The 23,109-nt window shown below is 60.6% G+C and carries 19 protein-coding genes; 16 read left to right on the forward strand and 3 right to left on the reverse strand.

The genetic code is table 11. The features are described from left to right. The first annotated feature begins 150 nt into the window (after window positions 1-150). The 12 genes from nuoG (at window position 151) to AC1ECN_RS10950 (ending at window position 13,141) form a co-directional block, all read left to right on the forward strand. Window positions 151-2,232, forward strand: coding sequence for an NADH-quinone oxidoreductase subunit NuoG (gene nuoG / locus AC1ECN_RS10895; protein WP_130672355.1), 2,082 nt, complete (start codon window positions 151-153; stop codon window positions 2,230-2,232). A 12-nt stretch (window positions 2,233-2,244) separates the two neighbouring features. Continuing rightward, entirely contained in the window at window positions 2,245-3,288 is a 1,044-nt protein-coding gene (nuoH, locus tag AC1ECN_RS10900) for an NADH-quinone oxidoreductase subunit NuoH (protein WP_477952965.1), read from the forward strand. A 40-nt stretch (window positions 3,289-3,328) separates the two neighbouring features. Continuing rightward, window positions 3,329-3,820 (forward strand): NADH-quinone oxidoreductase subunit NuoI, encoded by a 492-nt coding sequence (nuoI, locus tag AC1ECN_RS10905; RefSeq protein ID WP_003547385.1) that lies wholly within the window; start codon window positions 3,329-3,331, stop codon window positions 3,818-3,820. Between the two features lie 145 nt (window positions 3,821-3,965). Next, complete coding sequence (locus AC1ECN_RS10910; protein ID WP_003547387.1) at window positions 3,966-4,580, forward strand: NADH-quinone oxidoreductase subunit J; 615 nt, start codon at window positions 3,966-3,968, stop codon at window positions 4,578-4,580. 23 nt (window positions 4,581-4,603) lie between these two features. Then, window positions 4,604-4,912, forward strand: a complete 309-nt coding sequence (nuoK, locus tag AC1ECN_RS10915) for an NADH-quinone oxidoreductase subunit NuoK (protein ID WP_003547388.1) — start codon at window positions 4,604-4,606, stop codon at window positions 4,910-4,912. 7 nt (window positions 4,913-4,919) lie between these two features. Further along, window positions 4,920-6,917 (forward strand): NADH-quinone oxidoreductase subunit L, encoded by a 1,998-nt coding sequence (gene nuoL, locus AC1ECN_RS10920; protein WP_477952968.1) that lies wholly within the window; start codon window positions 4,920-4,922, stop codon window positions 6,915-6,917. Beyond that, window positions 6,917-8,428 (forward strand): NADH-quinone oxidoreductase subunit M, encoded by a 1,512-nt coding sequence (locus AC1ECN_RS10925; protein ID WP_477952969.1) that lies wholly within the window; start codon window positions 6,917-6,919, stop codon window positions 8,426-8,428. Before nuoL ends, AC1ECN_RS10925 begins: the two co-directional genes overlap by 1 nt. A gap of 18 nt (window positions 8,429-8,446) precedes the next feature. Further along, window positions 8,447-9,892, forward strand: coding sequence for an NADH-quinone oxidoreductase subunit NuoN (gene nuoN, locus AC1ECN_RS10930; RefSeq protein ID WP_018069472.1), 1,446 nt, complete (start codon window positions 8,447-8,449; stop codon window positions 9,890-9,892). Continuing rightward, window positions 9,892-10,656, forward strand: coding sequence for a biotin--[acetyl-CoA-carboxylase] ligase (locus AC1ECN_RS10935; RefSeq protein WP_130661360.1), 765 nt, complete (start codon window positions 9,892-9,894; stop codon window positions 10,654-10,656). Before nuoN ends, AC1ECN_RS10935 begins: the two co-directional genes overlap by 1 nt. 17 nt (window positions 10,657-10,673) lie before the next feature. After that, window positions 10,674-12,344: a ribonuclease J gene (locus tag AC1ECN_RS10940; protein ID WP_018069474.1), complete on the forward strand. Its 1,671-nt coding sequence runs from the start codon at window positions 10,674-10,676 to the stop codon at window positions 12,342-12,344. Window positions 12,345-12,346: 2 nt separating this feature from the next. Further along, entirely contained in the window at window positions 12,347-12,751 is a 405-nt protein-coding gene (gene mce, locus AC1ECN_RS10945) for a methylmalonyl-CoA epimerase (protein WP_018069475.1), read from the forward strand. 114 nt (window positions 12,752-12,865) lie between these two features. Then, window positions 12,866-13,141, forward strand: coding sequence for a DUF1467 family protein (locus tag AC1ECN_RS10950; RefSeq protein ID WP_018069476.1), 276 nt, complete (start codon window positions 12,866-12,868; stop codon window positions 13,139-13,141). A 402-nt stretch (window positions 13,142-13,543) separates the two neighbouring features. Here the strand turns inward: AC1ECN_RS10950 and AC1ECN_RS10955 are convergent, their stop codons facing one another. Next, window positions 13,544-13,732, reverse strand: a complete 189-nt coding sequence (locus AC1ECN_RS10955; protein WP_018069477.1) for a hypothetical protein — start codon at window positions 13,730-13,732, stop codon at window positions 13,544-13,546. On the opposite strand from AC1ECN_RS10955, the gene proS reads away from it, so the two are divergent. The 3 genes from proS to AC1ECN_RS10970 are packed head-to-tail and all read left to right on the forward strand — an operon-like array spanning window position 13,731 to window position 17,071. Then, window positions 13,731-15,053 carry a proline--tRNA ligase gene (proS, locus tag AC1ECN_RS10960; RefSeq protein ID WP_130672358.1) on the forward strand — a complete coding sequence of 441 codons (1,323 nt, stop codon included), beginning with the start codon at window positions 13,731-13,733 and terminating at the stop codon, window positions 15,051-15,053. The two genes, AC1ECN_RS10955 and proS, sit on opposite strands and share 2 nt — an antisense overlap. 15 nt (window positions 15,054-15,068) lie before the next feature. Then, a complete protein-coding gene (locus AC1ECN_RS10965; RefSeq protein WP_018069479.1) occupies window positions 15,069-16,373 on the forward strand; it encodes a lipoprotein-releasing ABC transporter permease subunit in 1,305 nt (434 codons plus the stop codon). 14 nt (window positions 16,374-16,387) lie between these two features. Continuing rightward, window positions 16,388-17,071, forward strand: a complete 684-nt coding sequence (locus tag AC1ECN_RS10970) for an ABC transporter ATP-binding protein (RefSeq protein ID WP_018069480.1) — start codon at window positions 16,388-16,390, stop codon at window positions 17,069-17,071. 111 nt (window positions 17,072-17,182) lie between these two features. On the opposite strand, the gene AC1ECN_RS10975 is transcribed toward AC1ECN_RS10970, so the two are convergent. Beyond that, entirely contained in the window at window positions 17,183-17,647 is a 465-nt protein-coding gene (locus AC1ECN_RS10975) for a DUF5680 domain-containing protein (protein ID WP_018069481.1), read from the reverse strand. Between the two features lie 510 nt (window positions 17,648-18,157). Here AC1ECN_RS10975 and dnaE point away from each other — a divergent pair. Continuing rightward, window positions 18,158-21,652, forward strand: a complete 3,495-nt coding sequence (gene dnaE, locus AC1ECN_RS10980) for a DNA polymerase III subunit alpha (RefSeq protein WP_130672359.1) — start codon at window positions 18,158-18,160, stop codon at window positions 21,650-21,652. Window positions 21,653-21,775: 123 nt separating this feature from the next. Here the strand turns inward: dnaE and AC1ECN_RS10985 are convergent, their stop codons facing one another. Continuing rightward, entirely contained in the window at window positions 21,776-23,032 is a 1,257-nt protein-coding gene (locus AC1ECN_RS10985; RefSeq protein ID WP_018069483.1) for a L,D-transpeptidase family protein, read from the reverse strand. Between the last annotated feature and the right edge of the window lie 77 nt (window positions 23,033-23,109).

Below are 23,109 nucleotides of genomic sequence, written 5' to 3' on the forward strand. Positions count from 1 at the left end.
CGGTGCGGGTTCCGGGTCTGGAACGCGCGATAGAGAATTTGGGCGACATCAGATGTCGGCAGGACGAAAGATCCGGCTTGGCAATGAGAGTGCTGCAAAAATAGGTTTGTTTGCCGTCATCAGGCAAACGGGAAACAGGACTGAGCGACGATGGCAAAACTGAGGATTGACGGCAACGAGATCGAAGTTCCGGATCATTTCACGCTATTGCAGGCGTGCGAGGATGCCGGTGCCGAGGTTCCGCGCTTCTGCTTCCATGAGCGTCTGTCGGTTGCCGGCAATTGCCGCATGTGCCTTGTCGAGGTGAAGGGCGGCCCGCCGAAGCCGCAGGCTTCCTGCGCCATGAGCGTGCGCGATATCCGCGGCGGCCCGAACGGCGAGCTGCCTGAGGTCTTCACCAACACCCCGATGGTAAAGAAGGCCCGCGAAGGTGTGATGGAATTCCTGCTGATCAACCATCCACTCGATTGCCCGATCTGCGACCAGGGCGGTGAATGCGACCTGCAGGACCAGGCAATGGCCTTCGGCATCGACACCTCGCGCTATCAGGAAGACAAGCGCGCCGTCGAGGACAAGTATATCGGCCCGCTCGTCAAGACGGTGATGAACCGCTGCATTCACTGCACGCGCTGCGTCCGCTTCACTACCGAGGTCGCCGGCATTTCCGAACTCGGCCTGATCGGCCGCGGCGAGGATGCCGAGATCACCACCTATCTCGAACAGGCGATGACCTCCGAGCTGCAGGGCAACGTCGTCGACCTTTGCCCGGTTGGCGCGCTCACCTCGAAGCCCTTCGCCTTTACCGCGCGCCCGTGGGAGCTGAACAAGACCGAATCGATCGACGTCATGGATGCTGTCGGTTCGGCGATCCGCGTCGACACCCGCGGCCGCGAAGTCATGCGCATCCTGCCGCGCGTCAATGAGGCGATCAATGAGGAGTGGATTTCCGACAAGAGCCGCTTCATCTGGGACGGCCTGAAGACCCAGCGCCTCGACCGGCCCTATGTTCGCCGCGATGGCCGCCTGCAGCCCGCCACCTGGGCAGAAGCCTTCGGCGCCATCAAGGCCGCCGTCGGCGCCACCTCGGGCGAGAAGATCGGCGCGATATCAGGCGACCTCGCTTCCGTCGAGGAAATGTATGCGCTTTCCGAACTGGTGAAGTCGCTGGGGTCGGTCAATCTCGACTGTCGCCAGGATGGGGCGGCACTCGATCCGTCGCTCGGCCGTGCAAGCTATCTCTTCAACCCGACCATTGCGGGCATCGACCAGGCCGACGCGCTGTTGATCATCGGCGCCAATCCGCGCTTCGAGGCCGCCATCCTCAACGCCCGCATCCGCAAGCGCTGGCGCCGCGGCAAGTTCCCGATCGGCGTGATCGGCGCGCCGGGCGAACTGCGCTACAGCTATGATTACCTCGGCGGCGGTCCCGACACGCTGAAGGATCTGGTCGACGGCACCCACGCCTTCGCGGACGTGCTGAAGAATGCCGCCAAGCCGATGATCATCATCGGCCAGGGCGCGCTGTCGCGCACCGACGGCGCCGGCGTACTCGCCAGTGCTGCAAAGCTCGCCGGCTCGGTCGGTGCGGTCGCCGAAGGCTGGAACGGCTTTGCCGTCCTCCATACCGCTGCCTCGCGTGTCGGCGGCCTCGACCTCGGCTTCGTGCCGGGTGCCAAGGGCGTCAATGCCGCCGAGATGCTGACGGCGATGGACGTGCTCTTCCTGCTCGGTGCGGACGAACTCGACTTCACCGCCAAGAAGGCCAAGCTCACCGTCTATATCGGCTCGCATGGCGATAATGGCGCGCACCATGCCGACGTCATCCTGCCGGCCGCAGCCTATACCGAAAAGTCCGGCACCTGGGTCAACACCGAAGGCCGCGTCCAGATGGGCAACCGCGCAGGTTTTGCGCCGGGTGACGCCCGCGAGGACTGGGCAATCATCCGTGCCCTTTCCGACGTTCTCGGCAAGAAGCTTCCCTTCGATTCGCTCAGCGAATTGCGCGCCCGGCTCTATGCCGCTTTCCCGCATTTTGCCGCCATCGACGAGATCGCCGAAACCGATAGCGCCCAAATTGCCGCAGTTGCGAAAAAAGCCGGCAAGATGAACAAATCCGGGTTTGCGTCGCCGGTGAAAGACTTCTATTTGACGAACCCGATAGCGCGTGCCTCGGCTGTCATGGCGGAGTGCTCGGCATTGGCCCGCAACAACTTCAAAGTCGCGGCAGAGTAAGGGCAGGGGACTATGGATTCTTTCTTTTCGACCTATGTCTGGCCGGCGATCATCATGATCGGTCAGTCACTGCTGCTTCTCGTCTGCCTGCTCGTCTTCATCGCCTATGTGCTGCTCGCCGACCGCAAGATCTGGGCGGCCGTACAGTTGCGCCGCGGCCCGAACGTCGTCGGTCCTTTCGGCCTGTTCCAGTCCTTCGCCGACCTTTTGAAATTCGTCTTCAAGGAGCCGATCATTCCGGCCGGCGCCAACAAGGCGGTCTTCCTGCTTGCTCCGCTGGTGACGGTGCTTCTGGCGCTGTCCACCTGGGCGGTGGTACCGCTGGCCGACGGATGGGTGATCGCCAACATCAATGTCGGCATCCTCTATATTTTCGCGATTTCCTCGCTCGAAGTTTACGGCATCATTATGGGCGGCTGGGCTTCGAACTCGAAGTATCCGTTCCTCGGCGCGCTACGCTCGGCGGCACAGATGGTGTCCTATGAAGTCTCGATCGGCTTCGTCATCGTCACCGTGCTTCTCTGCGTCGGCTCGCTGAACCTGACCGATATCGTCAATGCGCAGCATACCGGCCTCGGCACCATGCTCGGCCTGCCGGCCTCGTTCCTCGACTGGCACTGGCTGTCGCTCTTCCCGATGTTCATCATCTTCTTCATTTCGGCACTTGCCGAGACGAACCGCCCGCCCTTCGACCTTCCGGAAGCTGAATCGGAACTCGTTGCCGGCTTCATGGTCGAATACGGCTCCTCGCCATACATGATGTTCATGCTCGGCGAATATGCGGCCGTCTGCCTGATGTGCGCGCTGACGACGATCCTCTTCCTCGGCGGCTGGCTGCCCCCGGTCGATATCTGGATCCTCAACTGGGTCCCCGGCATCATCTGGTTCACGCTGAAGGCTTGCTTCGTGTTCTTCATGTTCGCGATGGTCAAGGCCTYCGTTCCGCGCTACCGCTACGACCAGCTCATGCGCCTCGGCTGGAAGGTCTTCCTGCCGCTGTCACTCGCCATGGTCGTCATCGTTGCATTCGTGCTGAAACTGATGGGTTGGGCATGATCATGCCTGCTCTCGTTTTCGGCAAAATTGGAGGTTGAAGATGGCAAGCTTGTCCGGCTCCATCAGCTCGCTGTTTCTCAAGGAATTCGTCGGCGCGTTCTTTCTGTCGATGCGCTATTTCTTCCGCCAGAAAGCGACGATCAACTACCCCTTCGAAAAGGGTCCGGTTTCCCCGCGTTTCCGCGGCGAGCATGCTCTGCGCCGTTATCCGAACGGCGAGGAGCGCTGCATCGCCTGCAAGCTTTGCGAGGCGATCTGTCCTGCCCAGGCGATCACCATCGAGGCGGGTCCCCGCCGCAATGACGGTACGCGCCGCACGGTGCGCTACGATATCGACATGGTGAAGTGCATCTATTGCGGCTTCTGCCAGGAAGCCTGCCCGGTCGACGCGATCGTCGAAGGCCCGAATTTCGAATTTGCGACGGAAACCCGCGAAGAGCTCTATTTCGACAAGGCGCGGCTTCTGGACAACGGAGACCGGTGGGAGCGGGAAATCGCTCGCAACATCGCGATCGACTCGCCGTATCGCTGATTGAGATTTTGAAATGCCGTGGTGGAGCGCAGTTGCTCTTGTCGCGGTCAATATGCACAGGAGCTTTTGCCGGTTAGCGCCAGCGAAAGCTCCATCGGGCAGGGAAACTCCCGGCTGCCCGGGGGAAGATGAAAAAGGCACCAACATGGGTCTGCAGGCTCTATTTTTCTATCTTTTCGCCTTTGTCGCGGTGGCGTCGGCGTTCATGGTCATCTGGGCGAAGAACCCGGTTCACTCGGTTCTCTTCCTGATCCTGGTGTTCTTCAATGCGGCTGGCCTCTTCCTGCTGCTCGGTGCCGAATTCCTGGCGATGATCCTGCTTGTCGTCTATGTCGGCGCCGTCGCCGTGCTCTTCCTCTTCGTGGTGATGATGCTCGATATCGACTTTACCGAACTGAGGGCCGGCGTTCTCGAATATGCGCCGATCGGCGGGCTGATCGGGGTGATCCTCGCAGCCGAACTGATCGTCGTCATCGGCGGCAGCGTCATCTCGCCGGAGATCGCCAAATCAGTCGCCATGCCGATCCCGGCGCTGAGCGAGCGCACCAATACCGCCGCTCTCGGCGACGTGCTCTACACCAACTACGTCTATTTCTTCCAGATCGCCGGTCTGGTGCTCCTGGTCGCCATGATCGGCGCGATCGTGCTGACATTGAGACACCGCACCAACATCAAGCGGCAGAATATTCCCAGGCAGGTTGCCCGTACGCCCGCTACCGCCGTCGAGGTGGTTTCGGTCAAGCCCGGGCAGGGCGTCTAAAGGCAGGTCAAGGAACAAAGAACATGGTCATCGGACTTTCCCACTACCTGACGGTCAGCGCCATCCTCTTCACGCTTGGCGTCTTCGGCATCTTCCTGAACCGGAAGAACGTCATCGTCATCCTGATGTCGATCGAACTGATCCTGCTTGCCGTCAACATCAACATGGTCGCCTTCTCCTCCTTCCTGAACGACATCGTCGGCCAGGTCTTCGCGCTGTTCATCCTGACAGTCGCGGCTGCCGAAGCGGCGATCGGTCTTGCAATTCTCGTTGTCTTCTACCGCAACCGCGGCTCGATCGCGGTCGAAGACGTCAATATGATGAAGGGCTGAGTGGCTCATGTTCCTCTATAAGGCTATCGTCTTTCTTCCCTTGATCGGTGCGATCGTCGCAGGCCTTTTTGGCCGCGCCATCGGCGCCAAGGCTTCGGAATATGTCACCAGCGGCCTGATGATCATCGCCGCCATCCTGTCCTGGGTCGTCTTCTTCACCGTCGGCATGGGTCATGCCGAAGGCGGTCCGATCAAGGTCGAGGTGCTGCGCTGGATCCAGTCCGGCGGCATCGACGTCTCCTGGTCGCTGCGTGTGGATACGCTGACCTCAGTCATGCTGATCGTCGTCAACACGGTCTCGACGCTGGTGCATGTCTATTCGATCGGCTACATGCATACCGATCCGCATCGCCCGCGTTTCTTCGCCTATCTCTCGCTCTTCACCTTCGCCATGCTGATGCTGGTGACCGCTGATAACCTTGCCCAGATGTTCTTCGGCTGGGAAGGCGTCGGTCTCGCCTCCTATCTGCTGATCGGCTTCTGGTTCAAGAAACCGTCAGCGACGGCTGCGGCGATGAAGGCCTTCATCGTCAACCGCGTCGGCGACTTTGGCTTCGTGCTCGGCATTGCCGGCGTCTTCGTGCTGTTCGGCTCGATCAACCTCGACACGATCTTCGCCAATGCCTCGAACTTCGCCCCGCATGAAGGCGGCGAAGCGGGCGAGGTGATCCTCAATCTCTTCGGCATGCAACTCGACAAGGCGCATGCGCTGACCGGCATCTGCCTGCTGCTCTTCATGGGCGCGATGGGCAAGTCGGCGCAGTTCCTGCTGCACACCTGGCTGCCGGACGCCATGGAAGGCCCGACCCCGGTCTCGGCCCTCATTCATGCCGCCACCATGGTCACCGCCGGCGTCTTCCTCGTCGCCCGCATGTCCCCGCTCTTCGAACTGTCGCCGGATGCGCTGGTTGTCGTCACCGTCATCGGCGCGATCACCGCATTCTTCGCGGCAACAGTCGCTCTCGTGCAGAACGACATCAAGCGTGTCATCGCCTATTCCACCTGCTCGCAGCTCGGCTATATGTTCGTGGCACTCGGAGCCGGGGCCTATGGCGCAGCGATCTTCCATCTTTTCACGCACGCCTTCTTCAAGGCGCTGCTCTTCCTCTGCGCCGGCTCGGTCATCCATGCCGTCGATGGCGAGCAAGACATGCGCYACATGGGCGGCCTTTGGCCGCATATTAAAGTTACTGCCGTGCTGATGATCATCGGCACGCTGGCGATCACCGGTTTTGGCATTCCCTTCACGCCGATCGGTTTTGCCGGATTCTTCTCCAAGGACGTGATCATCGAGGCGACCTATGCATCGCATTCGCCGGTCGCGGGCTTCGCCTTCGCGTTGCTGGTCATCGCGGCTCTCTTTACGAGCTTCTATTCCTGGCGCTTGATCTTCATGACCTTCTTCGGCAAGCCGCGCGCTTCCCATGAGGTGATGCACCACGTGCATGAGTCGCCACAGGTCATGCTGGTGCCGCTCTATCTCCTGGCGATCGGTGCGGTACTTGCGGGCGTGATCTTCGAAGGCCGGTTCTACGGCGAGGAATATGCCGAGTTCTGGAAGGGTGCGCTCTTTACCGGCGCCGAGAACGAACTCGTCGAAGAGTTCCACCATGTTCCGGCGCTCGTCGGCTTGAGCCCCTTCATCGCCATGGTTCTCGGCTTCGTCACCGCCTGGTACATGTATATCCGCTCGCCGCAGACGCCGCGCATCCTCGCGCAGCAGCACCGCGTGCTCTACCAGTTCCTGTTGAACAAGTGGTATTTCGACGAACTCTACGACTTCCTCTTCGTCCGCTCCGCCAAGGCACTCGGCCGCTTCCTGTGGAAGAAAGGTGATGTCGGCGTCATCGACACCTACGGCCCGAACGGCGTCGCCGCTCGCGTCGTCGCCGTCACCGATCGCGTGGTTCGCCTGCAGACCGGTTACCTCTATCACTACGCCTTCGCCATGCTGATCGGCATTGCGGCGCTCGTTACCTGGATGATGCTCGGGAGTTCCTTCTGATGACCGATTGGCCTATTCTTTCAACGGTCACCTTCCTGCCGCTCGTCGGCGTGGTGCTCCTGCTATTGATGAACGGGGAGAGCCAAACCGGCCGGAAGAACGTGCTGTGGATCTCGCTGATCACCACCGTCTTCACCTTCGTCGTTTCGCTCTTCATCTGGACCGGCTTCGACAATGCCAATGCGGGCTTCCAGATGCTTGAGAAGCATGACTGGCTCGGCACCGGCATTGGCTACCACGTCGGCGTCGACGGCATCTCGATGCTGTTCGTCATCCTGTCGACCTTCCTCATGCCCTTCTGTGTGCTGGCGAGCTGGCTCTCGATCGAGAAGCGCCTGAAGGAATACATGATCGCCTTCCTCATCCTCGAAACGATGATGATCGGCGTCTTCGTCTCGCTCGATATCGTGCTGTTCTACGTCTTCTTCGAGGCGGGCCTCATTCCGATGTTCCTGATCATCGGCGTCTGGGGCGGCAAGGACCGCGTCTATGCGAGCTACAAGTTCTTCCTCTATACGCTGCTCGGCTCGGTGCTGATGCTGCTCGCCATCATGGCGATGTACTGGCAGGCTGGCACGACCGATATCACCGCGCTGCTCGCCTACAAGTTCCCGCCGGCGCTGCAGACCTGGTTATGGCTTGCCTTCTTCGCCTCCTTCGCGGTCAAGATGCCGATGTGGCCGGTCCATACCTGGCTTCCCGATGCCCACGTTCAGGCGCCGACGGCAGGCTCGGTGATCCTGGCCGGCGTGCTGCTGAAGCTCGGCGGCTACGGTCTCATCCGCTTCTCGCTCGGCATGTTCCCGGTGGCATCCGATTATTTCGCGCCGCTCGTCTTCGCCATGTCCGTCATCGCCATCATCTATACTTCTCTGGTGGCGATGATGCAGGACGATATCAAGAAGCTGATCGCCTATTCCTCCGTGGCACACATGGGCTACGTGACCATGGGTATCTTTGCCGCCAACATGCAGGGCGTTCAGGGTTCGATCTTCCAGATGCTGTCGCACGGCATCGTCTCCGGCGCGCTCTTCCTCTGCGTCGGCGTCGTCTATGACCGTACCCACACCCGCGAGATCAACGCCTATGGCGGCCTCGTCAACAATATGCCGAAATATGCCGTGGCGATGATGGTCTTCACCATGGCCAATGTCGGGCTTCCCGGCACGTCGGGCTTCATCGGCGAATTCCTGACGCTGATCGGCGTCTTCCGCGTCAACACCTGGGTAGCGCTCTTTGCCGCCACCGGCGTCATCCTCTCGGCCGCCTACGCGCTCTGGCTTTATCGCCGGGTGATCTTCGGCGCGCTGGAGAAGGAAAAGCTGAAGGCGCTGCTCGATCTTTCACCACGCGAACAGTTGATCCTCTATCCGCTGGTTGCGCTGACCATCTTCTTCGGCGTTTATCCGGCTCCGGTCTTCGATGCGACAGCCGCCTCGGTGGATCTGCTGGTCAACAACTACACGGCCGCCGTGCACGCAGCGCAGAATGTTGCGCTGTCTATGAAATGATGACGGGACTTATTGGACATGACCGCTGAAACAATTCTCCTCAGTCTGCATCTTTCCGCGCCGGAGCTCATCCTCGCGGTCGGCGCCCTTGTCCTGTTGATGGTCGGCGTCTTCTCAGGCGAGCGGTCGGGCCTTGTCGTCACCGGCCTCGCCATCGTCCTGCTCCTGGCCTCCGGCCTGTGGCTGCTCTTCGTGCCGGCAGAAGGCCTTGCCTATGGCGGGGTCTACATGGCCGACGGCTTCTCGCGCTTCATGAAGCTGGTGGCGCTGATCGGTTCGCTGGTCGCCATGTTTATGTCGATCGGCCACGCCCGCGAAAATCAGCTCGACAAGTTCGAGTTCCCGGTTCTCCTGGTGCTTGCGACCCTCGGCATCCTGCTGATGATCTCGGCCAATGACTTGATCTCGCTTTATCTCGCGCTGGAACTGCAGTCGCTGGCGCTTTATGTCGTCGCCGCGATCAACCGTGACAGCCTGAAGTCGACCGAAGCCGGCCTGAAATATTTCGTCCTCGGCGCGCTTTCCTCCGGCATGCTGCTCTATGGCATGTCGCTGGTCTATGGTTTCACCGGCCACACCCATTTCTCCGAGATCGCCCAGGCGCTGTCCGTCGAGGGCGCGCGTTCGCTCGGCCTGATCTTCGGCCTGGTCTTCATCCTCGCCGGCATCGCCTTCAAGATCTCCGCCGTTCCCTTCCACATGTGGACGCCGGATGTTTACGAAGGCGCGCCGACGCCGGTCACCGCCTTCCTCGCCGCAGCACCCAAGGTTGCCGCCATGGCGATGATGACGCGCATCGTCATCACCGCCTTCCAGCCGGTTCTGGCGGACTGGCAGCAGGTCGTCGTCTTCATCTCGATCGCCTCGATGCTGCTCGGCTCGTTTGCCGCGATCGGCCAGAAGAACATCAAGCGGCTGATGGCCTATTCCTCGATCGGCCACATGGGTTATGCTCTGGTCGGTCTTGCCGCCGGCAACCAGACCGGCGTCACCGGCGTCATGCTTTACATGGTCATCTACATGGTCATGACGCTCGGCACCTTTGCGATCATCATGTCGATGCGCCGCAAGGACGGCACCGTCGTCGAAAATGTCGATGATCTCGCCGGCCTCTCCACCACGAACCCGTTCATGGCCGTGGTGCTGACGGCGCTGATGTTCTCACTCGCCGGCATCCCGCCGCTCGCCGGCTTCTTCGCGAAGTACTTCGTCTTCGTTGCCGCCATCGAAGCCAAGCTCTATGCGCTCGCCATCATCGGCGTTCTCGCCTCGGTCGTCGGCGCTTACTACTATCTGCGTGTCATCAAGCTGATGTGGTTCGATGAGGCGACCGGCGAATTCGCCCGTGTCTCCGGTGCGCTGCGTCTGGTCTTCGGTCTCTCCGGTCTCTTCGTCACCGCCTATGTTCTCATCGGCGGCCCGATCGGCGGTGCGGCAGAGCTTGCCGCTGCGACGCTCTTTTGATGGCTTCCGACGGGCGGCGCCGGATATCGCTCGGCGATTTCAGGCACGAGGCTCTGTCGGAAACATCGTCTACCAACAGCGAATGCCTCGCCCGGGCTCGGGCGGGCGATGGCGGCAATCTCTGGGTGACCGCCGAAAAGCAGACGGGCGGCCGCGGCCGCCGCGGCAGGCTCTGGGTTTCCGAGCGCGGCAATCTCTACGCTTCTCTTCTTCTGATCGACCCGGCCCCGATGGAGCGCCTGGGCTCGCTGCCGTTGGCGATCGCCGTTGCCGTGCACCAGGCGATCCGCAGGATGCTGCCATTGGGTGCCGAACCGCTCGAGGTCAAATGGCCGAACGATATTCTCATCGGCCGAAAGAAGACCTGCGGCATTCTCGTCGAAGGTGAGGGACTGCCGGACGGACGTTACGCGCTGATCGTCGGCATCGGTATCAATATCTCTGTGATGCCGGACAATCCGCTCTACCCCGTCACCTGTCTGCGCCAGCAGGGAAGTGCGGCTTCGCCGGAGGAACTCTTCGCGCACCTCTTCGCCACCACGGCGGAAGTGCTTGAAATATGGGACCAGGGCCGCGGCATCGGCGAGATCACGGCGCTCTGGCGCGCGATCGCCTGCGGCATCGGCGAAAAGATTACGGTCAATTTGCCGGACCGATCGATTTCCGGACAATTCGCCGGAATTGATGATAATGGCTTGTTGATGCTCGATACCGGCACTGGCAGGATAATGCCCATTGCTGCCGGTGATGTGTTTTTTGGATAGCGGAAAAAACGAAAATTATGGCGAAACAGGACGAACTGGTATTCCTGCCTCTGGGCGGCGTTGGCGAGATAGGTATGAATCTCGCTCTCTATGGCTACGGCCCGCCCGAGCATCGCCAGTGGATCATGGTCGATTGTGGCGTCACTTTTCCGGGGCCCGATCTGCCGGGTGTCGACCTCGTGCTGCCCGATATCCGCTTCCTCGCCAGCGAACGAAAGAACCTCAAGGCGATCATCATCACCCATGCGCATGAAGACCATTATGGTGCGCTCGCCGACCTCTGGCCCGGCCTCAACGTGCCGGTCTATGCCTCTGGTTTCACAGCCGGTCTGCTCGAAGCCAAGCGCAATTTCGAGAAGGCTAAGATCGGCGAAGTGCCGGTGACGCCGTTCAAGGCCGGCGATACGATCAATGTCGGCCCCTTCAGCATCGAAGGCGTCGCCGTCAACCATTCGATCCCCGAGCCGATGTCGCTGATGATCCGCACGCCGGTCGGCAATGTCATCCATACCGGCGACTGGAAGATCGACCACGAGCCTTCGCTCGGGCCCCTGACCGACGAGACACGTTTCCGCCAGCTCGGCGACGAGGGCGTGCTGGCGCTGATGTGCGATTCCACCAATGCGCTGCGCGACGGTGTTTCGCCCTCCGAGAAGGATGTGTCCGAAAGCCTGCGCAAGATCATCGAGAATGCCGAGGGCAGGGTGGCGATTACCACCTTCTCGTCGAATGTCGGGCGTATCCGCACCGTTGCCGAGGCTGCCGAGGCGGCCGGCCGCGAAGTGCTGCTGCTCGGCAGTTCGCTGAAGCGCGTCGTCGACGTCGCCCAGGATATCGGCCTGATGGAAGGTGTGAAGCCTTTCATCTCCGAGGACGAATACGGCTATATCCCGCGCGATAAGGTCGTCGTCATCCTGACCGGCAGCCAGGGCGAGGCGCGGGCAGCCCTTGCCAAGCTCTCGCGCGACGAGATGCGCAATGTGGCGTTTGCGGCAGGCGATATCGTCGTCTTTTCCTCTCGCGCCATTCCCGGCAACGAGAAGGCGATCCAGGACATCAAGAACGGCCTCGTCGAGCAAGGTGTGCACATCATCACGGATACCGAGGCGCTGGTCCACGTTTCCGGCCATCCTCGCCGCAACGAGTTGCAGCGGATGTATGAGTGGACGCGACCGAAGATCGTCGTGCCGGTGCATGGCGAGGCAACGCATCTGACGGCGCACAAGGAACTTGCCGAGCAATCCGGCATCGCACTGGTGCCGCGGGTGCGCAACGGCGATATCCTGCGGCTGGCGCCCGGTCCGGTCGAGGTGATCGGCGAGGCACCGCATGGCCGGATCTATAAGGACGGCACGCTGATCGGCGATTTCGACGAGATGGGTATCGGCGAGCGTAAGAAGCTCTCCTATGTCGGCCATGTCGCGGTCAATGTCGTGCTCGACGCCCGCTATGACATCGTCGGCGAACCCGACCTCATTTCGATCGGCCTGCCGACCTACGATGACGAGGGCGAGGATATGGAGGATACGCTCTTCGACGCGGCGGTCAGCGCCATCGAGAGCATTCCGCGCGCCCGCCGCAAGGATATCGACATGCTGCAGGAGGCCGTGCGCCGCGCCATCCGCTCGGCCGCGAACAACACCTGGGGCAAGAAACCTCTTGTCACCGCTTTCGTCACCAAGGTCTGACCATGCTCGGCCGGGTCAACCATATCGCCATCGCCGTGCCCGATCTGGCCGCGGCGACGGCGGCCTATCGCGATACGCTGGGTGCTGCCGTATCGCAGCCGCAGGCCCTGCCAGAGCATGGCGTCACCGTTGTTTTCGTCGAATTGCCGAACACCAAGGTCGAGTTGCTGCAGCCGCTCGGGGTTGCCTCGCCGATCGCAGCCTTCCTCGAAAAGAACCCGTCCGGCGGCATGCACCACATCTGCTACGAGGTGGACGATATCCTTCTCGCCCGTGACCGGCTGGTAGAGGCGGGCGCAAGGGTGCTCGGCGACGGCCAGCCGAAGACCGGCGCCCATGGCAAGCCGGTGCTCTTTCTGCATCCCAAGGATTTCTTCGGCACGCTGATCGAACTCGAACAGGCCTGAGCCCTGCTGCGGCAGAGTGACCCGAAGACCGGCCAAAACCGTTCGTCCGCTTTGAGTGGTCGCCATTCCGCCGTATAAGGACGCGATACCGGCGCGACACCAACGGGAACCATAATGCTCCAGATCTTTCTTCAGGGATTTGCCGTCTACTTCATCATCTGGTGGATGACGCTTTTTGCCGTCCTGCCGGTCGGTCTGCGTACGCAGGCGGAAGACGATGATGTCGTGCTCGGCACCGTTCCGAGCGCGCCCACCCGGTTTCGCGCCGCCTTCGTGTTTTCGCTGACGACGCTGATTTCGGCCCTGGTCTATGGCCTCTGGTACGTCTGCGACACCTATTTCGGCTGGGGCTTCGACGCCCTGCCGCAACTCGGCCCTAGCTTCTATTGAATCGTGGCTTTTGCTCAAACTTTGGGCAGATGTAAGCTTATTGAATGCGAGTTTCGTCATACCAGCGTCATGCTGTTGCGGCAAAGAGCTCGCGTAACGGAATGAGCGCTATTCCCTTACGGAAGTCGGTCGGATTTCTGGATGGGACGGAGGTCGAAAAGCCAAAAAAAAACAAGGCTAAAAGCCTTGTTTTAAGTATCGCGTGATCTGTAACCGTTGCCGGGGCTGCGACGAGCGCGCCTAAGATCTGATCCTCCCAAGACTTGACCGCGAATTCGGCAAGAATTTAACTTCCTGCCTGTTTTGTGAGCTAAAACTAGCTCAAACATTGGGCTTTGTCATCAGCTTTTTTTGCATTTTTGCTACACTCTAGCAAAATTTTTCTGTTGACAAGATTTTCGTTCAAGTCCTTATAAACACGCGCTTTTTCACGCCCTTCCATTTTGTAGGTTCGAACATGCGCTTCCGGGAGGTTGCCGGCATCCGTTGCGGGTTTCCTTCCTGCCGCGAAGCGGCTATGAACGCTCCCACATCAACAATTGCCTTCGATTCCGCCTGCTGCGGGATCTCAACTGCTCCGGAATCCGCCATGCGTCTGTCCCGCTATTTCATGCCCATCCTCAAGGAAAACCCCAAGGAGGCGGAAATCGTCTCCCACCGGCTGATGCTGCGCGCCGGCATGATCCGCCAGCAGTCGCAGGGCATCTATTCCTGGCTGCCGCTGGGCAAGCGCGTGCTCGACAAGGTCAACGCCATTATCCGCGACGAGCAGAACCGCGCCGGCGCCATCGAGCTGTCGATGCCGACCCTGCAGTCGGCCGACCTCTGGCAGGAAAGCGGCCGCTACGACGCCTACGGCAAGGAGATGCTGCGCATCAAGGACCGCCAGGATCGGCCGATGCTCTATGGTCCCACCAATGAGGAGATGGTGACGGATATTTTCCGCTCTTCCGTCAAATCCTATAAGGACCTGCCGCTCAATCTCTATCACATCCAGCTGAAGTTCCGCGACGAGATCCGCCCGCGCTTCGGCACCATGCGCTCGCGCGAATTCATGATGAAGGATGCCTATTCCTTCGACCTGACGCGCGAAGGGGCGGAGCATTCCTATAACAAGATGTTCGCCGCCTACCTGCGCACCTTCGATCGGCTCGGCCTGCGCGCCATTCCGATGCGCGCCGACACCGGCCCGATCGGCGGCAAGCTCAGCCATGAGTTCATCATCCTTGCTGACACCGGTGAATCCGAAGTCTTCTGCCACAAGGATTTCGTCGATTTCGATATTCCTGGTGCACACACCGATTTCGACAGTGTCGAGGGACTGCAGGCGATCTTCGACAAATGGACCTCGCTCTATGCTGCGACCTCGGAAATGCACGACGAGGCGGCCTTCAACGCCGTTCCCGAGGGCGACCGCCTGTCGGCGCGCGGTATCGAGGTCGGCCATATCTTCTATTTCGGCACGAAATATTCCGAGCCGATGGGTGCGAAAGTGCAGGGACCTGATGGCAAGGAACACTTCGTTCACATGGGTTCCTACGGTATCGGCCCGACACGCCTTGTTCCCGCCATCATCGAAGCATCGCATGACGACAACGGAATCATCTGGCCGGCATCGGTCGCGCCCTTCGATATCGTTGTGATCAACATGAAGGCGGGCGATCAGGCCTGTGACGATACCTGCGAGCTGATCTATGCCGCGCTGACCAAGGCCGGCAAGGATGTGCTCTACGACGATACCGACGATCGGGCCGGTACGAAATTCGCGACCGCCGACCTGATCGGTGTGCCCGTCCAGATCATCGCCGGCCCGCGCGCGGTCGCCAACGGCGAAGTTGAAGTGAAGGACCGCAAGACCGGCGCCCGCGAAACGATGACCATCGAAGCGGCGATCAACCGGTTCGTGGCTTAAGGAAACGGAGGCGAAATGGCAGAGGCAGCAGTGGACCGGAGTTCAAAATCCGGCTTGGGTCCGGCTGGCAAGCCATTTTCCACCTTCGAACGCCTCGTGGCGTGGCGTTATCTGCGCGCCCGCCGCAAGGAGGCCTTCATCTCGGTGATCGCCGGCTTCTCCTTTGTCGGCATCATGCTCGGCGTTGCGACGCTGATCATCGTCATGGCCGTGATGAACGGCTTTCGCACAGAGCTCGTCTCGCGCATTCTCGGCATCAACGGCCACATGATCGTCCAGCCGTCCGATGGCCCTTTCACCGATTATGCCGACCTCGCCAGCAGGCTTGCCGCCGTGCCTGGCGTCAAGATGGCGCTGCCGTTGGTGGAGGGCCAGGTACTTGCCTCCGCCCAGGCGGGCGGCAGCACGGGCGCGCTGGTGCGCGGCGTCCGCGCGGAGGACCTGACCAAGCTCAAAGCGGTTTCTGAGAATATCAAACCGGGAGACATGGTAGGCTTTGCCTCCGGCCAGGGCGTGCTGATCGGCACGCGCATGGCCGACCAGTTGGGTCTTAGCGTCGGCGACCTTATTACGCTGACGTCGCCAGATGGTGACATTACGCCAATGGGCGTCAGCCCGCGCGTCAAGTCCTACAAGATTTCCGGCCTCTTCGAGATCGGCATGTCGGAATACGACTCCTCGATCATCTTCATGCCGCTGGAGGAGGCGCAGCTCTATTTCAACGCCGAGGGACTGGTGCAGTCGATCGAACTCTTCGTCGACCACCCCGACGATATAGACAATCTGAAGCCTAAGGTAGTGGAGGCGGCCGGTCGCCAGATCAACCTCACCGACTGGCGCCAGCGCAACCAGACCTTTTTCTCGGCGCTACAGGTCGAGCGTAACGTCATGTTCATGATCCTGACGCTGATCGTGCTTGTCGCGGCGCTGAACATCATCTCCGGCCTCATCATGTTGGTGAAGGACAAGGGCAGCGATATCGCCATCCTGCGTACCATGGGTGCCAGCGCCGGTGCGATCATGCGCATCTTCTTCATGACCGGAGCGGCGATCGGGATCGTCGGCACAATTGGCGGTGTGTTGCTCGGCGTTCTTGTCTGCGTCAACATCGAATCCGTCCGCCAATTCTTCTCCTGGGTATCAGGCACCGTTCTCTTCAATCCGCAGGTCTATTTCCTCAGCCAGCTGCCGGCCGAAATGGATTTCAGCGAAACGATGTCGATCGTCGTCATGGCGCTGACGCTCTCCTTCATCGCGACCATTTTCCCGGCCTGGCGTGCCTCCAGGCTCGATCCGGTGCAGGCCCTGCGCTACGAATAAGGAATGCCGCATCTATGAAACGCAACGTCGTTCTCAAGCTTACCGGCGTCGAACGCCATTACGGGCAGGGCGATACGCTGCTCTCGATCCTAAAGGGCGCGGATTTTTCGATGTCGAAGGGCGAGATCGTCGCTCTCGTCGCTCCATCCGGCACCGGCAAATCGACGCTGCTGCATATCGCCGGCCTGCTGGAGCATCCGGACGGTGGTGAAGTCAACATCAACGGTCATGCCTGTGACGGCCTTAGCGACGAGAAGCGCACCGCGATCCGCCGGAGCGAAATCGGCTTCGTTTACCAGTTCCACCACCTCTTGCCGGAGTTCTCGGCACTCGAGAACATCATGATGCCGCAGCTGATCGCCGGGCTTTCCTGGAAGGAAGCCGGAGAGCGGGCCGGCCAGCTTCTCGATTATATGCGCATCGGCCATCGTGGCTCGCATCGCCCGGGCGAGCTTTCCGGTGGCGAGCAGCAGCGCGTCGCGATTGCCCGCGCCGTCGCCAATGCGCCGACCCTGCTTTTTGCCGACGAGCCGACAGGCAATCTCGACCCGGAAACGGCAAGCTATGTCTTCGACGCGCTGGAGGCGCTCGTGCGCCAGTCCGGCCTTGCTGCCCTCATCGCCACCCACAATCATGAACTCGCTCGTCGCATGGACCGGCGCGTGACGATCTCCGACGGCAAGGTCGTCGATTTCTAATGCATGTCGCCCAAAAGTRCGCAGCWGTTTTGRGATAACGACATGCATAAATCAAAGACTTRAAGCRCATCGCATGAATCCAGATTGACGCGATRCGCTTTGAGGCTGCGATCAGGGGATGATCAGCCCGCCGCGATAGTCGAGTTGATAGGCCTCATGGCCGTTGACCATGATGCATTCATTGCCCCTGAAGCGCTCGCATCCTCCTTCGCTGCGGTCGATATAGCGGCCGACTGGATGGTCGAATTCCATTCCGCCGAGGAACCGGCCCTGCCGATACATCGCTGAAAGCGCTGCCTTGATCACCGCTCCCGCCGCACTTCCATCGATGAGATCAGGCGCGACAATGCAGCCGAAATAATTCATCGCCCATATGGGCTCGTCGCCGAGCCACACCACCTCCTGTCCGGCGAAATCGGCGCCGCCGAAATAACTGTCGAGATAACGCCAGTCGCCGCGCTCGTAGCCGATATCGTGAGCGCCCGGCCGGCAAGGGGTGCGTGGGACTCCGCCGCCGACATAGGTCGCAGCCTTGGCCTCCACGACGAATTCGTTCAGCATCGCAATATCGGGCATATCGTCGTTCCCTCCGTCTCAAGCCGCAAAGATACATCGGGACGCCGAGAACATAAATAGAACAAACGGGGAGAATCGATCGATTGTTTGTATGATTTGTCCCCGCCATCCGCAGGTATCAACGATCCGCAATAGATGAGGATGACGAGGCAGCTGCCCGGCATTCCCAGACCCTCGCAAAGAGGCTTTGTCGATTCGCCGCGTCGTTTCAGGGTTTTCTGAACACAAGTCAGGAGGAAAAGATTCCTGTTGACAATGGAACATACATGGAACAAATTGAAAACATAACGAGTAAAGGAGAGCCCGATGACTGACATGATCCGTGATATCGCAGCATTCACCTCCATCGCAATGTTCGTTGCCAGCTTCTCGCTCATCGTCATGGCGTTCTAAAGTTTTCAGGGGATCGCATGGCAATCATGCGGTCCGGACGCGGGACTTCTTCTGGACATCATCGCCCTCTATGCCGACAATGCGTCCGATTCATTCGGGTGATTGGGAAGGCATGTCATGGCGGATACGGCAAAGGGTTCAACGGGTGAGGCGACCGGCACGCCGGGTTTCATCCACCTGAGGGTCCATTCCGCCTATTCGCTTCTCGAGGGCGCGCTGCCGCTGAAGAAGATCCTCTACAAGGCGACCGGCGACAGCCAGCCGGCGATTGCGATTACCGACACCAACAATCTGTTCGTCGCCCTCGAATTCTCCCAGAAGGCGATGGAGGAAGGCCTGCAGCCGATCATCGGCTGCCAGGTCTCGATCGACATGGAAGACGGGCTGGAAACCGAAAAGCGCGGCGGTCAGCAGGCCCTGGTCAAGCTGCCGGCGATCGTTCTTCTCGCTGCGACGGATGCCGGTTACGAACGGCTGGTCGATCTCGTCAGCCGGGCCTATCTCGGCGGCGAGAGCAACCAGGCCGTTCATATCAGCGCCTCCTGGCTGGAGGAGGCGGGCACGGAAGGGCTGATCGCATTGAGCGGCGCCTTGACCGGGCCGGTCGACGTGGCGATCAAGGAAGGCCATCCCGCTCAGGCGGAAGCCCGGCTGCTCACGCTGAAACGTCTCTTCGGCGACAGGCTCTATATCGAGCTGCAGCGGCACGGCACCTACGACAAGCGGCACGAGCAGAAGATCATCGGGCTCGCTTATGCCCACGACCTGCCGCTGGTTGCGACCAACGAGGCTTTCTTTCCGACACGCGACGATTACGACGCTCATGATGCACTGATGGCGGTCGCGCACAACGCCATCGTCTCCGACGACAGCCGCTTTCGCCTGACGCCGGATCACTATCTGAAGAGCCGGGCCGAGATGGTCAAGCTCTTCGCCGACCTGCCGGAAGCGCTGGAAAATACGATCGAGATCGCCACGCGCTGCTCCTTCGTGCTGAAGACGCGAAAGCCGATCCTGCCACGCTTCACCGGTGCGACCGACGATGCCGAGGAGGCCGAACGCGCCGAGGCGAGCGAGCTGCGCCGCCAGGCGGTCGAAGGGCTGGACATGCGGCTTTCGACGCTCGGCATGTCGCCGGGTTACGAGGAAGAGGATTATCGCGAACGGCTGGATTTCGAGCTCAGCGTCATCGAGCGCATGCGTTTCCCCGGCTACTTCCTGATCGTTGCCGACTTCATCAAATGGGCCAAGCAGCACGACATTCCGGTCGGTCCCGGCCGCGGTTCGGGCGCTGGTTCGCTGGTCGCCTATGCATTGACGATCACCGACGTCGATCCCTTACGTTTTTCGCTGCTCTTCGAGCGCTTCCTCAATCCGGAACGCGTCTCGATGCCCGACTTCGACATCGACTTCTGTCAGGACCGCCGCGAAGAGGTGATCCGCTATGTCCAGGCCAAGTATGGCCGCGAGCAGGTGGCGCAGATCATCACCTTCGGTTCGCTGCAGGCGCGTGCCGCCCTTCGCGACGTCGGCCGTGTGCTGGAAATGCCCTACGGCCAGGTCGACAAGATCTGCAAACTCGTGCCGAACAACCCCGCCAATCCGACGCCGCTGTCCAAGGCGATCGAGGAGGAGCCGAAGCTGCAGGAGGAGGCGGCGAAAGAACCTGTTGTCGCGCGCCTGCTCGACATCGCCCAGAAGATCGAGGGGCTCTACCGCCATGCCTCGACCCATGCCGCCGGCATCGTCATCGGCGACCGGCCGCTTTCCAAGCTGGTGCCGATGTATCGCGATCCGCGCTCGGACATGCCGGTCACCCAGTTCAACATGAAATGGGTGGAGCAGGCAGGCCTCGTCAAGTTCGACTTCCTCGGCCTGAAGACGCTGACCGTGTTGAAGGTCGCGGTCGATTTTGTCGCCAAGCTCGGCATCAAGGTCGATCTCGCGGCCATTCCACTCGACGACAAGAAGACCTACGAGATGCTGTCGCGCGGCGAGACGGTCGGCGTGTTCCAGGTGGAAAGTGCCGGCATGCGCAAGGCGCTGATCGGCATGAAGCCGGACTGCATCGAGGACATCATCGCGCTGGTGGCGCTCTATCGTCCCGGCCCGATGGAGAACATCCCGACCTACAACGCTCGCAAGCACGGCGACGAAGAGCTGGAATCGATCCATCCGATGATCGACCACCTGCTCAAAGAAACCCAGGGTGTCATCGTCTATCAGGAACAGGTGATGCAGATCGCCCAGGTGCTGTCCGGCTATTCGCTGGGCGAAGCCGACCTTCTGCGTCGCGCCATGGGCAAGAAGATCAAGGCCGAGATGGACCAGCAGCGCGAACGCTTCGTCGTAGGCGCCGTCAAGAATGGTGTATCGAAGCCGCAGGCCGACAATATCTTCGAGCTGCTGGCGAAGTTCGCCAATTACGGCTTCAACAAGTCGCATGCCGCCGCCTATGCCATCGTCTCCTACCAGACGGCCTACATGAAGGCGCATTACCCGGTCGAATTCCTCGCCGCCTCGATGACGCTCGACATGTCCAACACGGAAAAGGTCAATGATTTCCGTCAGGATGCCAAGCGCCTCGGCATTGAGGTGATCGCACCCTCGGTGCAGACCTCCTTCCGCCATTTCGAGACCGGCGACAACCGCATCTATTACGCGCTCGCCGCTCTCAAGGGCGTCGGCGAATCCGCCGTCGACCATATTGTTGGGGTGCGTGGCGACAAGCCCTTTGCCAGCATCGAGGATTTCTGCCTGCGTATCGATCCGCGTCAGGTCAATCGTCGCGTGCTCGAAAGCCTGATCTATGCCGGCGCCTTCGATTGTTTCGACATGGACCGCGCCCAGCTAGCAGCCGGCCTCGACCGCATTCTCGGTTATGCCCAGCGCGCCCAGGAGAACAAACTGAGCGGCCAGTGGGACATTTTCGGCAGTACGTTGACGTCGGGGCCTGAGAAAATCTCCCTGCCGCCGTTCTCGCCCTGGCTCCCCTCCGAGCGGCTGCTCAAGGAGTTCCAGGTGCTGGGCTTTTATCTCACAGCCCACCCGCTCGATTCCTACAACAATATCCTGCAGAAGATGCGGGTGCAGACCTTTGCCGAGTTTTCCGCCGCCATCAAGCAGGGCGCGGCCAATGCGCGCCTTGCCGGTACCGTCATCTCGAAGCAGGAGCGCAAGACTCGCACCGGCAACAAGATGGGCATCATCGTCTTCTCCGATTCTTCGGGCCAGTTCGAAGCGGTGCTCTTTTCGGAGATGCTCAACCAGTATCGCGACGTGTTGGAGTCAGGCAAATCCTTCGTGCTGACTGCGACGGGCGAGGAGCGGCCGGAGGGCATCGGCCTGCGCATCCAGACGATCCAGTCGCTGGAGGAAAAGTCGCTGCAGATGCAGAAGGCGCTGCGCGTCTATGTTCGCGATTCCGGACCGCTGAGAATGGTTGCCGGCCATTTGAACGCCAAGGGCGATGGCCTCGTTTCCTTCATCGTCATCAAGGAGGAGGGCAAACGCGAGGTGGAAGTAGCACTGCCGGAGAAATACCGCATCACACCGGAGATCGCCGCCGCCCTTCGCGCCGCCCCCGGCGTCATCGACGTCGAGCTTGTCTGATCAGCCTAAAGCGCGTCGCGTCAATCAGGATTCATGCGCCGCGCTTTAAGTCTTTGTTTTATGCATTTCGTTATCCCAAAACCGCTGCGCACTTTTGGGCGACACGCATTAGCGTGATGGCCATCACCCGCGGGTGATCGTGATGAAATCCGTGCCTTCGCCGGTCTCCCGGCCGAGGCCGGTATCGGAGATCGTCAGCGTCGAGCCGGGCGCGATGAGGGCGTCAATCTTGTGGCGGGTCTCGTCGGGGATGGCAATCCTGTTGAGCGAACGGGCGATCGGCTTGCCTGTAATGATCGAGCTTTCCTGATTGGTGATGCCAAGCCGCTTCATCGTCTCGCGGGAGAGATTGTTCTCAAGCGTGATGCCGAGCCAGTCGGCGGTGCCGGCCTTTTCATCGACCGCATGCAGCGTGAAGAAATGTGTGCCGAGCGCCAGTCCCGGATCGGCGATCGTCACCGGCGCTTCGAAGATCGGTTTGAAGGCCTGCCGCACCATGATGACGCCGTTCGGCGGCTCGCCCTTGCCAGCCGCGGCATAGACTTCTCTGAGGAGCGTGTCGGAGACCAGGCTCCTGTCGCCGGCAAATTCCGCCGGCCGTAGCGTCTTGAAAGCCTTTATCGCCTGTACGGTCGACGAACCGAGCAAGCCGTCCGGATTGCCGGCGGGAAAACCGAGCTGGTTGAGCAGGGTCTGGATGTCGATCACCGTCTCGCGCAGCGTCCGGCGCGTAATCAGCATGCTGATCGGCTCGGACGGCGGCTCGGGTTCGGGCGCTGCAATCGGCTGCGCTACCGGCATCGGCATCGCAGCGGTATCGTTCATCGCCACCTGCACCGGCTTTTCGGGGCTGTCGGGCATAGAGGGCCGCAGTTCGACATCCGAAAGCAGCGGCATCGCCGCCGGTGCATCCGGATGGAAAAGGGTCGGATGATCGATCGGCTGCGGCACCAGTTCACCGTCGCTGATAATGACGGGGACACCGGGATCGGTCATCCCATAAAGCATTTTTGCGAAAGCGCCCGGCATGCGCACGCAGCCATGTGAGGCCGGATAACGCGGGACCGAATTGGATTCGTGCAGCGCGATGCCGGACCAGGTCAGCCTTTGCATGAACGGCATCGGCGCCGCCGAATAGAGGTTGGATTCGTGGTATTTCTGCTTTTCCAGCACCGAGAAGATGCCGCTCGGCGTCGTGTGGCCGTCCTTGCCGGTCGAGACCTTCGAGGTCGCGACGACCTCGGTGCCGTCATAGACCACAAGCGACTGCTTGTCCTTGGAGACGATGATCTGCAGCGTGCGCGCATCCGCGGCAAGAGCGGGGTGCACGAGTGCGGTGGCCGACAGCAAGCCGAGGCCGAAGACGAGACGCGAGAACATGAGACCCAACCATACGCAATACTTGCCCGGCACATTATGAGACGAAGTTTAAGGAAGATTTTATAGGCTGGATCGCC

It is taken from the genome of Rhizobium sp. 01N447_2, assembly GCF_056399245.1.

Excerpts from the sequence above, each read along its gene's own strand:
- AC1ECN_RS10925 (WP_477952969.1), top strand. The coding sequence starts at position 6,917 with ATGACCGATTGGCCTATTCTTTCAACGGTCACCTTCCTGCCGCTCGTC.
- AC1ECN_RS10940 (WP_018069474.1), top strand. The coding sequence starts at position 10,674 with ATGGCGAAACAGGACGAACTGGTATTCCTGCCTCTGGGCGGCGTTGGC.
- nuoI (WP_003547385.1), top strand. The coding sequence starts at position 3,329 with ATGGCAAGCTTGTCCGGCTCCATCAGCTCGCTGTTTCTCAAGGAATTC.
- AC1ECN_RS10950 (WP_018069476.1), top strand. The coding sequence starts at position 12,866 with ATGCTCCAGATCTTTCTTCAGGGATTTGCCGTCTACTTCATCATCTGG.
- proS (WP_130672358.1), top strand. The coding sequence starts at position 13,731 with ATGCGTCTGTCCCGCTATTTCATGCCCATCCTCAAGGAAAACCCCAAG.
- AC1ECN_RS10970 (WP_018069480.1), top strand. The coding sequence starts at position 16,388 with ATGAAACGCAACGTCGTTCTCAAGCTTACCGGCGTCGAACGCCATTAC.
- mce (WP_018069475.1), top strand. The coding sequence starts at position 12,347 with ATGCTCGGCCGGGTCAACCATATCGCCATCGCCGTGCCCGATCTGGCC.
- AC1ECN_RS10935 (WP_130661360.1), top strand. The coding sequence starts at position 9,892 with ATGGCTTCCGACGGGCGGCGCCGGATATCGCTCGGCGATTTCAGGCAC.
- AC1ECN_RS10955 (WP_018069477.1), bottom strand. The coding sequence starts at position 13,732 with ATGGCGGATTCCGGAGCAGTTGAGATCCCGCAGCAGGCGGAATCGAAG.
- AC1ECN_RS10985 (WP_018069483.1), bottom strand. The coding sequence starts at position 23,032 with ATGTTCTCGCGTCTCGTCTTCGGCCTCGGCTTGCTGTCGGCCACCGCA.
- nuoG (WP_130672355.1), top strand. The coding sequence starts at position 151 with ATGGCAAAACTGAGGATTGACGGCAACGAGATCGAAGTTCCGGATCAT.
- AC1ECN_RS10965 (WP_018069479.1), top strand. The coding sequence starts at position 15,069 with ATGGCAGAGGCAGCAGTGGACCGGAGTTCAAAATCCGGCTTGGGTCCG.
- nuoK (WP_003547388.1), top strand. The coding sequence starts at position 4,604 with ATGGTCATCGGACTTTCCCACTACCTGACGGTCAGCGCCATCCTCTTC.
- AC1ECN_RS10975 (WP_018069481.1), bottom strand. The coding sequence starts at position 17,647 with ATGCCCGATATTGCGATGCTGAACGAATTCGTCGTGGAGGCCAAGGCT.
- nuoN (WP_018069472.1), top strand. The coding sequence starts at position 8,447 with ATGACCGCTGAAACAATTCTCCTCAGTCTGCATCTTTCCGCGCCGGAG.
- dnaE (WP_130672359.1), top strand. The coding sequence starts at position 18,158 with ATGGCGGATACGGCAAAGGGTTCAACGGGTGAGGCGACCGGCACGCCG.
- AC1ECN_RS10910 (WP_003547387.1), top strand. The coding sequence starts at position 3,966 with ATGGGTCTGCAGGCTCTATTTTTCTATCTTTTCGCCTTTGTCGCGGTG.